The organism is Bacillus cereus group sp. MYBK101-2, from assembly GCF_051918845.1.
Lineage (GTDB): Bacteria > Bacillota > Bacilli > Bacillales > Bacillaceae_G > Bacillus_A > Bacillus_A paranthracis.
Window position 1 is genome coordinate 274,090 of record NZ_JBQAIE010000002.1, and the last position, 12,557, is coordinate 286,646.

Genomic DNA, 12,557 nt, shown 5'->3' on the forward strand with positions numbered 1-12,557 from the left:
AATGAAGAAGTTTTTAGTTTCTTATTCTTGGTTAATTTTATTGTTCTTGTATTTTCCAATGATGGTTTTAATGGTATATTCCTTCAATGATTCTCGCATTAATGCGGAATGGGAAGGGTTCACATTCCATTGGTATACAGATTTATTTCAAAAACAAGATGTTATTGATGCATTTGTAAATAGTATGACGATTGCGATTGTAACGACGATTGTAACGACTGTTCTTGGTGTGATTTTCGCAATTGCATTACATCGTTATAAATATCGTTATGAAGGGGCCATTAACGGTCTTGTGTATTTACCAATTTTAATTCCTGATATTTTAATGGGATTATCTTTACTTATTTTATTTAGTCAATTAGGTATGGAGCTTGGTAAAACAACAATTATTATTGCACACATTACTTTTAGCATTTCATTTGTTGTCGTTATTTTAGCAGCACGTCTTTCTGGTATGGGACGTGATTTAGAAGAGGCTGCGAATGATTTAGGAGCAACGCCGTGGCAAACATTTCGTTTTGTAACGTTCCCAGCGATTGCACCTGGAGTTATTTCGGCTGCATTATTAACATTCACATTATCAATTGATGATTTTGTAATTAGTTTCTTCGTATCAGGACCAGGATCAACAACATTGCCATTATACATTTACAGTATGGTTAAGCGCGGAGTATCACCAGAAATTAATGCACTTTCTACAATTTTAATTGTGGCTATCGTAGGATTAATGGTTCTATCTGAAATCTTCCGTAACAAAGGTGCAGATGGTGAAGAAAACTCTGGAGGACACCTTCCTTTATAATACGAACGATATAGAAAGTACGAGGAGGTAATAAAACCGATGAAATTAATGAAAAGATTAGCCGGCGCAGTAATTAGCTTTAGCCTTGTTGCTGGTGTACTTGCTGGTTGTGGTGAAAAAAAAGAAGAGTTAAACATTTATAGCTGGGCTGACAATTTTGATGAGCAAGTGCTAAGAGATTTTGAAAAGAAATATAACGTGAAAATTAACTATGATAAGTATGCAAGTAATGAAGAAATGTTTGCGAAATTACAAGCAGGTGGCGCGAAGTATGATTTAATTCAGCCGTCGGATTATATGGTTAAAACGATGGCGAAAATGGATTTATTAGCGCCGTTAGATAAAAAGAATATCCCAAATATCGAAAACATGATTTCTAATTTTAAAACACCTGCGTTTGATCCAGAGAATAAATATTCTTTAGTATATACTTGGGGCGTAACAGGTATTGCATACAATAAAAAGTATGTGAAGGAAGCACCTACAAGCTGGGCTGACTTATGGAATGAGAAATATAAAGGGCATGTAACTTTATTAAATGATTCTCGTGAAGTGTTAGGAATGGGTCTTAAGAAGCATGGATTCTCAAACAGCACGAAAGACGATGCACAGTTAAAGACAGCAGCAACTGATTTACAGAAGCTACTTCCAAACTTATTAGCATTTGATACAGATAATATTAAACAAAAATTCATTACAGAAGATGCTTGGATCGGAACAGTTTGGTCTGGGGATGCAGCATTTATCGCAAAAGATAATAAAGATGTAGAGTACGTTGTACCAAAAGAAGGCGGCACAATTTGGGCTGATACGTTAGCAATTCCAAAAGGTGCGAAAAACAAAGAGCTTGCAGAGAAGTTTATGAACTACTTATTAGATGAAAAAGTAAGTGTGAAAAACTACGAATCAATTGGATACAGTAATCCAAATGAAAAAGCTCATCCTCTTCATAGTAAAGAATATCGTGAAAACCACATGATCTTCTTAACGAAAGAAGAATTAGATCGTACAGAATGGCTTGTTGATGTAGACGATAAGCTAAAAGACTACGACCGTTACTGGACAGAGTTAAAAACAAAAGGTAAATAAGTGAGAAAATGCGGTTTCTAAAGTAGAAATCGCATTTTTTCATAGTAGGAGGAAATCGTTTGAAGAAGAAGTTGCATCAATATGAGGTAATGTGTATCGGTTTATTATTTGCTGTATTTGGCATTGTTGCTTGGAGAGTACATGCTGGTGGCGTTACAGTGATGGATACATATGTCCGAGGATTAGTAAAAGGAGTACAAACAGAAGAGTCGTTTGCATTTTTCTCACATTATACAAAATTAGGGTCTGCCATTGGAATCGTAACTACGCTCATTATAAGTTTACTTGTTTTTTGGAGAAAACGTTATTTTGCTGCGATGATTGTATATCCTATGGGCATTTTAGTAACACATCTTGTGAATAAAGGAATAAAAGAAATTGTGAAAAGAGATCGTCCTTCGTTAAACGAAGCGTTGGATGCACTTGGGTATAGCTTCCCTAGTGGGCATGCGATGTTATCTATTATGACATTCGGGTTTCTTGCTTATATCATTGCAGCAAATTTGAAGAGTGTGACCGGAAAATATGTGATAACGCTTTTCATGGGAATAGTAATCGTATCGATTGGATTAAGTAGAGTCATTTTAAATGTACATTATCCAACTGATATTTTAGCAGGCTACTGCGTAGGTGGTATTTTATTAATTATGGCGATTTATTACCATCGTTTACTTACTGAGAGGTTTGCTCTTAATAAAGAGAGATAGAAAAACGTCTAGAAAAACTATTATTATAGTTTTTCTAGACGTTTTTTGTTTGTATGAAGATGTGATACATTATAAGTAACAATTGAATGATGTAAAGTAGGTGAAAATGTGTGAAAACAAATGTACATAAAGTAGATAAGTGGGGGAAGTTAGGCGCTTTTTTATATCAGTTTCGTTATACAGTAATTGTAGCATTATTATTGCTTGCGATGGCACTCGGTATTTTCGCTCCAAAGTTACCGGGAGTATTAGGTGGTGACGGTTTCCAAACAGAAGGAGACTATCAAAAAACGAAAGAAATTTTAGATAAAGATTTTAAGAGGTCTCAAGATACGCTCCTACTCGTTTTTGAAAAAAATAAAGGTGTTTCACATGAGGAATTTAAAAAGCAGTTAGAGGAAATTGTAAAGAATGTTCAAGAGAAAGAGACATATGAATCTTTCCATCATCCAGTGCAAAATAAAGAAATGTTACAAGATGATATCGGCTATGCGACAATTTTATTTTCCGGGAAAACAAATAAAGAACGAATGGAAAAGACATTACAATTTGCTGATAAAATTGAAAAGGAAAGTAATACTGCATTAAAAGTAACACCTACAGGGTTTCCGAAAATTAATAAAGAGATTAATGAAAGAACGCAAAATGATTTAAAAGTGGCAGAAATGATTGGGTTACCAATTGCATTTCTCGTATTACTATTTTCATTCGGTAGCCTTTTGGCATCTATTTTACCAATTGTAAATGGGGCACTTAGTGTTATTAGTACGATGGGCATATTATATTTTATAGGTAGCGATAAGGAACTATCTATCTTTGTGCTAAATGTTGCACCGATGATCGGACTTGCGTTATCTATTGATTTTGCGCTATTATTTGTAAATCGTTTTCGAGAGGAAGTTGCAAAGCGAACGGTAAAAGAAGCAATAGCAATTACATATCAGACAGCAGGGCGGGCAATCGTATTTTCAGGATTATGTGTATTCGTTGGCCTATCCGGTTTGTTTTTCTTTAAAATCGATTATATTCAGTCTGTCGCAATTAGTGGAATGATTGTTGTGATTATGAGTATTGTATTCTCGCTCACACTCCTTCCAGCGCTATTATCCTTAATTGGTAAACGAATATTAAAAAAGAATCAAGTAGCACATACGCCGGCAAAGGCGTGGCGTACATTTGCACAATTTGTAATGAAACATCCAATTGCGATGATTATTGTTGTTACAACATTTATTGTGATTTGTTTATTACCATTACGTACAGCTAATTTACAGTTCCCTGACGTAGAAGCTTTACCTAAACAAAGTGATACAAGAATTGCATATGAGAAGTACGAAGAGGCATTTAATAAAACTGCAAAAACACATGCTGATGCTACGTTAGTGGTAGAGACGAAAAAAGATATGAGAGAAAAAGAAAGTTTACAAAAGGTAGAAGAAGTCATTCAAAAGTTAAAAGATGATAAGAAAGTATATGAAGTAAGAAGTTTATACGACAGTTTAAATGGAATGAAATCAGATCAAGTTGCTGGGATGTTACAGTCGCCAGAAGCTGCTAAAATAGCTCCGGTATTTGAAGCGTATACGAAAGGAAATAAGACAACAATCGAAGTCTTTTTACATACAAAACCACGTACAGAAATTGGGAAACAGTGGGTGCGTGATTTTAAACAAAATTATAAAGAAACGAACGTTACGTATTATCTAGGGGGAATGACGACGTTCCAACAAGAGTTAGAAGATGAAATTAAAGATAAAGTTGCAATTGGTATGTCTGTTATATTTGGATCGACTTTTGTTATATTATTATTTGCATTTCGATCTATACTCATTCCAATTAAGGCGATTATTATGAATATACTTAGTTTAAGCGCAACAATTGGAATTGTTGTTTGGTTATTCGAAGGTGGTCATTTTGGTTTAGAAGCAAGTCCAGTTCTATTTGTTTTACCAATCTTCATTTTCGGCCTTGTCTTTGGGCTTAGCATGGATTATGAAGTCTTTCTTATTTCACGTATCCATGAATTATATGAAGAAACAGGAGATAACGATCAGGCGACGTTAGAAGGACTTGTTTCAACAAGTAGAATTATTACATCAGCTGCATTAATTATGATCGTTGTAACGGGCGCATTCGCCTTTACTGATATTTTACCAGTAAGACAAATGGGGCTTGGTGTTGCATTAGCAATATTCCTTGATGCAACAATTATTCGTCTTATGCTTGTACCAAGTTTAATGAAATTGTTTGGAGACTGGAATTGGTGGTTACCATTTCGAAAGAAAAGAGAAAAATCATTATAAAAAATACTCATCTATAAGATGAGTATTTTTTTATGAATAGCAAGACCTACATTTTGCAAATAGTATGTGATAAGAACATTACATATAAGTAGGTGAAGGCAATGTTTCGTTATTTTAAGTTTAAGCTAAATGATACAGTACAGTTTGCAGAAAATGATGGGCATTTGTATCGCATTGTCGGTTATCGGTTAGAAAAAGGGTTTTATCCAAAAGATGAATGGACTCATATCATTTATGAATTGCTTAGAGATTTTGATGGGTATACGATGGATGCGGAAGAAGAGGAACTTGTAAAGGTCATTCAAGTAGAGGATGAGTATTACAAAATACAAGAAGTATCGGGCTATCGTTATCCGGTAAAAATGAAGCAAAAACAACAAGTGATGAAAACAGAAAAGATGGATGACTTATTAGATACGTATAACGATTATAAGAGATTGGCGGATTTCTTTAAAGATTTATCGTATGAACAAAAAGCGGAAGAAGTGTTGCAGGAAATGAGAAGGCGTAGAGCGTGAAGGGCAGTCTATTATAAGACTGTCCTCTATTTTTGACGGTGCATCAAAGTGTATTTTCCGTTACAATGAGAGAATCAATAGAAATAAGGTGATACAGTATGGAAACGAAGAAGAAGGGCGAATGGTGCGAAATTACTGTGCCAGCGAAATGGAATGGTATAAGCATCGAGTCGCTATTAAAAATAGAATGGGAAATACCGAAAAAGTTGTTACATCAGCTTCGTATGGAAAAAGGTGTTACTGTTAACGGAGAACAGAGAAGATGGAATGAGCTTTTAAAAGAAGGCGATAAGTTACAAGTTCATATGTTTATGGAGGAAGAATACGGTGTAGAGCCTGAATATGGTGAATTACATGTAGTATATGAAGACGATCATGTACTCATTGTCAATAAGCCTGAGAAGATGGATACGCACCCTGCTGAAAAAGGTGGGATGGGAACTCTTGCAAATCTTGTTGCCTTTCATTTTCAAATGCAAGGTTTAGAGACGAAGGTTCGTCATATTCATCGGTTAGATAAAGATACGACAGGTGGTGTCGTGTTTGCCAAACATAGAATTGCTGGTGCAATTATGGATCGTTTATTAATGGAACGAAAAATTAAAAGAACATATGCAGCTCTTGTAGAAGGCAAAGTGAAAAAGAAGCAAGGAACGATTGACGCGGCTATCGGAAGAGATCGCCATCATGCGACGAGACGACGTGTTTCTCCAAAGGGAGATCAAGCAATCACATATTATAAAGTAGAGAAGTACTTTAGAAAACAAAATGTTACGCTTGTAACGTTACAATTAGAAACTGGTAGAACCCATCAAATTCGTGTTCATATGAGCTATAATGGTAATCCGTTAGTTGGGGATGTTTTATATGGTGGAGGAACGAAATATATGTCTAGGCAAGCGTTACATGCGATGAAGATAAACTTTTTACATCCAATTACGAAAGAAGAGATTGAAGTGGATGTACCATTTCCTACAAAATTAAATGACAAAATGAAAGAATTTCAAAGAGTAAATGCGTAAAGTGTAAGTTTAAATTTGAGAAAAGTAGATTTTTGCAGGAATTTCTCTAAAAGAAGCGAAGCCGTTAAGAGAAAAGAGAGGTGAGAATCACTTGATCAAATATAAATATATACTAGGAATATTTTTCGCTTGTCTTTTAGTTACTCTATGTCTCTATCCATATTTACCAGAGCATTTGGCGGTACATTGGGATGGAAATGGTCGGCCAAACGAATTTATGAGTAAAAAAGTTGTTATAGCACTTATTCCTTGTCTTATTATTTTCTTACATGGATTGATGTATATTATTTCACATAATATATACAAGTTTAATGAAGACGAGCATGTCATTATAAGTGGATTTCTAAAGACGATTACTTTATTTATGTTGTTTATCCATATGCTCATTCTTTTTATTAATTTTGGAAGCATGATATCCTTTCAAACAGGACTAACAATTGGGATTAGTATGTTTCTCTTTATGCTTAGTAAGGCGTTTAAAAAAGTTCAGAGTACGGAAAAAGACTCAATCAAATTAAAAAAAATCCGTTTAGTGAGTAGACGGATTTTTCAAGTGATGGCATGTAGTATATTGTTTTCATTGTTTTTGAACTTGAAATGGGGATTTTATGTGTTACTTAGCGTAATAAGTGGTGGTTCTATTTTGTTTATGTTCTACGCTTTATACTCATACATAATAGAAAGTTATGAAACGTAAAAAAGAGTCTTCTCATTATGAGAAGACTCTTTTAATCTATTTACTTCGTAATAAATTGTTGTGTCCAGTAGTTGCCGCTCTCTACATAGCCAACACCGATGTGAGTGAAGCCATTATTTAAGATGTTTGCACGGTGTCCAGCACTGTTCATCCAAGCTTGTACTACTTCTTCAGGTGTACGTTGGCCTTGGGCGATGTTTTCACCTGCAGATGTATAAGAAATACCAAATTTCTTCATCATGTCAAACGGAGACCCGTATGTAGGGCTGTTATGATCAAAGTAGTTATTTTTTTGCATATCTTCAGATTTAATGCGTGCTACTTTGCTTAATTCAGTGTCGATTTTTAAAGCTGGTAAACCTTGTTTTGCACGCTCAGCGTTTGTTAATTCAACAACACGTTGTTCGAACTCGCTTAAAGATTTTGCTTCTTCAGCAGGCTTTTGCTCAGCTGGTTTTTGTTCAGCCGGTTTTTGCGTATTATTGTTTTCAGCAGGCTTTTGAGCTTCTGGTTTTTGAACTTCTTCAGCAGGCTTTTGCTCAGCAGGCTTTTGAGTTTCTGGCTTAGCTGTCGGTTGCTCAGTTACAACATTTTCAGTAGGTTGTTGACCAGGAATAATGCAATTTGGTTGGAAGTTTCCTTGTTGCCATTGTGCTAATGACTCAACGCCCATAGATTGTAAGAATGCTTGTAATTCTTGTTGGCTCATTTGCTTCATCATCACTTTTGAATGCTGAATATTTTGAACCTTTATGTTAGATGGTTGTACTGTTGCAGCTTGTGCATCTAGAGAAGATACTCCTAAAGTAAGAGCCGTTGCAGCAGCTACAGATAATAAAACACGCTTTTTCATGATGTGTGTCCCCCTATATAAAGTTTTAATTTGTTTTCACACGATTTGTTTTTGACAGCCTGTCTGACTGACAAATTCATCGTAGCATAGATTTTGTGAGAAAAAAGATGGAAAAAAATTCATAGACTTAAAATTTACCTAATTTATCCTAAGAGGGGAAAAGGGGAAAAATAAGAGAAACATAGAGTATAAAAGGAATTTTCAGCATTTTTATACTTGGTTATAAGACGCGGTTTTTGGATAAATGTACCTATATTGAAAATGAAGAATCCTATTGTATCAATGGTTTGAGCGTTTTTTTGAGGAATATACTGGATTGATTTTTACAAAACTGTAATGTTTCTGTTGTTCTTTTTTATAATAAAGTAACATATTTTTAATGTTGTAGCGGACAAAAAAGCGGCTATCTCTTTACATAGACGAAGGAGATAGCCGTTTTCCTATTATTACGTATGTTACGAGTTATTACGAGTTGGTTTCAATTGCTTCTAATAATAAATCAACGATGTGAATTCCTCTCATTTTATGAGAAAGACCTTCTCGTTCAATGCCTAATTTCATTTGTAATAAACAACCTGGATTTGCAGTAACAATGGTTGCTGCTTCTGTTTCATGCACACGGTCCATTTTGTAATCTAGAAATTCCATAGATAGTTCTGAATGAACAATGTTATAAATACCAGCAGAACCACAGCAGCGATCCGCATCTTTCATTTCACGGTATGTTGCGCCTTGAATTGCTTCTAGTAACATACGAGGTTCTGAAGATGTTCGCATAACATTGCGTAAGTGACAAGAGTCTTGATACGTAATAACTTGCGGCGTGACTCGTAAGTCATTACGTTTATGGAAATCTAGTTCTACTAGAATAGCAGTAATATCTTTAATTTTAGAAACGAACTGCTTTGCACGTTCAGCCCACTGTGGATCATCTTTTAAAAGATAATCATAGTCCACGAGGTAAGCTCCGCAACCACCAGCATTCGTAATAATATAGTCGATGTTTAAATCTTCGAATGCTTTTATATTGCGTTTTGCTAATTCTTTTGCTCCATTTTTCTCACCAGCATGTCCATGTAATGCCCCGCAGCAACTTTGTGTTTTTGGAATAACGATATCACAACCAGCTAACTGAAGTAGTTTCATCGTTGCGTTATTTGTTTCTAAAAACATCGTATCCATTAAACAACCTGTGAAGAATGCAACTTGTTTCTTTTTTGTAATTTCAGCAGGTAAAAATTCAGGGCGATCTTTCATTGCTTTCATTTTTGGGACTTTTGGTAAAACGAGATCCATTGTTGCAAGTGTTTCAGGGAATAACTTCATAATTCCTGTTTTGTGTGTTAGCGTTTGTAAACCGGAACGTTGGTAAAATCCGATTAATCCTGTTAATGTTCTCATTCGATTTTGATGCGGGAAAAGTCCTTCAAAAACGACTTTACGAACAGCTCTCACTGGCATTGAAAACTTTTTGTTTTGATTTATAATATCACGAGCTTCTTCTAATAAATGTCCATAATTCACACCAGATGGACAAACAGGTTCACAAGCACGGCAGCCGAGGCAAACATTTAATGTGTTTTCAACATCTTCATCTGGCTCAATTAAGCCGTCGACGACCGCTTTCATTAATGCGATACGTCCACGCGGGGAATGTGATTCTTTATATCCAGATTGAATGTAAGTAGGGCAAGTTGGTAAGCAGAAACCGCATCGCATACAGTTTAGTAGTTCATCTTCACTTAATCGTTCTTTAAATTCCTTTTGAATGTTTTCTTTATTTAATGTTGTCATCGCTCAACCACCACTCTTTTGCGAGTGTCCTTCGCGAACATCTTTCCTGGATTCATAATGTTATTTGGATCGAAGGCTTGTTTAATTCCTTGCATAGCAGCAATACCTTCTTTACCTAACTTCATTTCTAAATACGGAGCCTTCATCGCACCAACACCATGTTCACCAGTAATCGTGCCACCAAGTTCAATTGCTTTCGCAAATATTTCAGCAAAAGCTTGTTCAGCTCGGTGCATTTCTTCTTCGTTGCGAGCATCTGTCATACAAGTTGGGTGTAGGTTGCCATCGCCAGCATGGCCAAACGTACAAATAGGAATATTATATTTTTTGGCAATGGCATTAATAGCTTCAACCATCGGAGCAATCTGTGAGCGTGGTACCGTTGCATCTTCTAATATTGTAGTAGGTTTTAATCTTGCCAGTGCTGACAGTGCACTACGGCGAGCTGTCCGAAGCGCATCTGCTTCCGCTTCATCTTTTGCGACGCGAACATCAACTGCATTCATGGAACGACAAACGTTAGCCATTTTTTCAATATCTCGATTAACAACTTCAGGCGGACCGTCTTGTTCAATTAATAAAATTGCTTTTACGTCAGTTGGTAAACCGATTTGAGCAAACTCTTCTACTACTTCAATTGTCGGCTGGTCTAAAAACTCAAGTGTCGCTGGAATGATTTTATTTGCAATAATAGAAGAAACAGCACGTGCAGCTTCATTAATATCTTCATAGAGTGCAAGCATCGTTTTCTTCGTTTCAGGCATAGGAACAAGTTTTAATATTGCTTCTGTTACGACGCCAAGTGTTCCTTCAGAACCGATAAATAAACGAGTTAAATCGTAACCAGCTACATCTTTTGCTAATTTACCACCAGTGCGAATCATATCACCATTTGGTAAGACAAGTTCAAGCCCCATCACATAATCACGTGTTACGCCATATTTTAATCCACGTAATCCACCCGAGTTTTCATTAATGTTACCACCAATTGTAGAAATTTTCATTGAGCTTGGATCTGGTGGATAAAATAAACCTTTTTCTTCTACTGCTTTAATAATATCAAGCGTAATAACACCAGCTTGTACAGTAATTGTTAAATTTTCTTCATCAATTTCTAAAATGTTATTCATATGGCGGAAGATAAGGACGATACCGCCTTCAAGTGGACATGTCCCTGCGCAAAGATTTGTTCCAGACCCACGAACATATACAGGGATTTTGTGAGTGTTACATACTTTTAATACTTCAGCTACTTCATTTGTATTACGAGGAGCAATGACTGCATCAGGCATTGCTTGGAAGTTTGGAGTGGCATCATAACTATACGTTAAACGCCCCATATTGGATGTATCTACATTATCTTCGCCAACAATGGATACGAATGAATCAATAATTTGTTTTTCTAACATTGGAAATCCCCCTCAAACTGTTAACGTAATGAGTCATAATAAAAAACGTTGTCACAGTGCTTTCATTATAATGATAAAAAAGTCGGGGGATTCTTTCTATGTATAATCATCTAAAGATTAATCATTTTTATCGTTCTTTTTTGTTTGATTATCTAATAAGAGGAGCGAGAAATATAAAATATTTAAGTCTTTGAATTGTTTCGGATCAAGTCCTGTATACTCCTCAATCTTTTTAAGTCTGTAATGCAATGTGTTAATGTGTATATGTAATTGCTGCGCTGTTTGTTTATAGGATTGGTTATAATCGATAAATAAACGTAAAGTGTGCATAAGCTCAGGTGATGATAGTAAGTTTTCGATGGTGCGCTTTAGAAACTGTTCCCGCGTTTCCGCAGAAATATCTTGTAAGCACATTTCTAAACGTAAATCCTCATTAAATACAATTTTTTTTGTTTCAAGTGATACGGAAAGAGCTTGTAATGCTTGTTCGTATGATAAGCTCATATTGCTTGGCGTAACGGATTTTCCAATCCCGATATATAAAGGAATAGAAAACAAAGTTTCACAGTCTTGTTTTAATCGTTTTAAAAATTGATATGTTTGCTCTTTGGAGTTCGTGGCTGTAAATAAAATGAATCGATCATTTCCCCAGCGAATAAATAGATGCTCCTTTGTTAATAGATTGCGTACATGTTGCCAAATCTTACGCTGAAGCATCGTGTCATTTCGATCGATAGAGAACAAAATAAGTTGTTTTTTCTTATATAAATCAATACCAAGTGTTTTGGCACGATCGAGAAAGTTTGGAGACCAGTCTGTATTTTGAAGCCAATCAAAGACAAATGCCTCATAAGAACGGTGTTCAAGTTCTAGTTGCTCTAAAAAGTAGTTTTCATGGATGAGTAGTTCGGTCATTTTACGTAATATTTCTCCGTATTGTGAAATATTTTCAGGTTCGCCTGTAATTCCAATGACACCAATTACTTCGTCATGGAATAGTAAAGGGAGATTCATACCTGCCTTTACGCCTTGCAAACGTCGTTCATCCTCTTTTGTAATAATGACAGTTTTCTTTTGTTTTGCGCAGCGGAGTGCGCCTTCATGAAATTGGCCGATTCTTTCTATATCTGTACTTGCAATAATAACGCCTTGTATATTAATGATAATAATATTTTCTTTAATTAGCCTGCGTACTTCTCGTACAATTTTATTCGCTAAATCAGGAAAAAGCATAATTGGCACACCTCAAATTCTATTTGTTGTACATTATATATGTAAATGAAGTAAGAAAGGGAAATTTCACACTTTCCACACATTTATTTGTTATTTTACAATTATAACGAAATCATCCGAAGATGGAGGG

General features: G+C 35.5%; 11 protein-coding genes. 7 read left to right on the forward strand and 4 right to left on the reverse strand.

The genetic code is table 11. The features are described 5' to 3' along the window. The first annotated feature begins 1 nt into the window (after position 1). The 7 genes from potC (at position 2) to ACTFSI_RS06715 (ending at position 7,138) form a co-directional block, all read left to right on the forward strand. A complete protein-coding gene (gene potC, locus ACTFSI_RS06685; protein ID WP_000714198.1) occupies positions 2–802 on the forward strand; it encodes a spermidine/putrescine ABC transporter permease PotC in 801 nt (266 codons plus the stop codon). Positions 803–841: 39 nt separating this feature from the next. Further along, the gene (gene potD, locus ACTFSI_RS06690; RefSeq protein WP_000772507.1) at positions 842–1,891 is read left to right on the forward strand and encodes a spermidine/putrescine ABC transporter substrate-binding protein PotD; all 1,050 of its coding nucleotides are present in this window, start codon (positions 842–844) and stop codon (positions 1,889–1,891) included. A gap of 59 nt (positions 1,892–1,950) precedes the next feature. Next, a complete protein-coding gene (locus tag ACTFSI_RS06695; protein ID WP_000727789.1) occupies positions 1,951–2,598 on the forward strand; it encodes a phosphatase PAP2 family protein in 648 nt (215 codons plus the stop codon). A gap of 110 nt (positions 2,599–2,708) precedes the next feature. Beyond that, positions 2,709–4,901, forward strand: a complete 2,193-nt coding sequence (locus tag ACTFSI_RS06700; protein ID WP_138322287.1) for an MMPL family transporter — start codon at positions 2,709–2,711, stop codon at positions 4,899–4,901. Positions 4,902–5,002: 101 nt separating this feature from the next. Then, a complete protein-coding gene (locus ACTFSI_RS06705) occupies positions 5,003–5,419 on the forward strand; it encodes a hypothetical protein (protein WP_000490288.1) in 417 nt (138 codons plus the stop codon). A gap of 98 nt (positions 5,420–5,517) precedes the next feature. After that, positions 5,518–6,441: an RluA family pseudouridine synthase gene (locus ACTFSI_RS06710; protein WP_000448338.1), complete on the forward strand. Its 924-nt coding sequence runs from the start codon at positions 5,518–5,520 to the stop codon at positions 6,439–6,441. 91 nt (positions 6,442–6,532) lie between these two features. Continuing rightward, the gene (locus ACTFSI_RS06715) at positions 6,533–7,138 is read left to right on the forward strand and encodes a DUF1648 domain-containing protein (RefSeq protein ID WP_000598988.1); all 606 of its coding nucleotides are present in this window, start codon (positions 6,533–6,535) and stop codon (positions 7,136–7,138) included. Between the two features lie 40 nt (positions 7,139–7,178). Here ACTFSI_RS06715 and ACTFSI_RS06720 read toward each other — a convergent pair whose 3' ends face one another. From ACTFSI_RS06720 to ACTFSI_RS06735, 4 genes are all read right to left on the reverse strand, one after another. After that, positions 7,179–7,991, reverse strand: a complete 813-nt coding sequence (locus tag ACTFSI_RS06720; RefSeq protein WP_138322286.1) for a CAP domain-containing protein — start codon at positions 7,989–7,991, stop codon at positions 7,179–7,181. A 465-nt stretch (positions 7,992–8,456) separates the two neighbouring features. Next, positions 8,457–9,785 carry a (Fe-S)-binding protein gene (locus ACTFSI_RS06725; RefSeq protein WP_000209637.1) on the reverse strand — a complete coding sequence of 443 codons (1,329 nt, stop codon included), beginning with the start codon at positions 9,783–9,785 and terminating at the stop codon, positions 8,457–8,459. After that, on the reverse strand, positions 9,782–11,194 hold the full coding sequence (gene glcD, locus ACTFSI_RS06730; RefSeq protein WP_000890742.1) for a glycolate oxidase subunit GlcD: 1,413 nt from the start codon (positions 11,192–11,194) through the stop codon (positions 9,782–9,784). Before glcD ends, ACTFSI_RS06725 begins: the two co-directional genes overlap by 4 nt. Before the next feature lie 117 nt (positions 11,195–11,311). Next, positions 11,312–12,427, reverse strand: a complete 1,116-nt coding sequence (locus ACTFSI_RS06735) for a CdaR family transcriptional regulator (RefSeq protein ID WP_000898627.1) — start codon at positions 12,425–12,427, stop codon at positions 11,312–11,314. Positions 12,428–12,557: the final 130 nt, after the last annotated feature.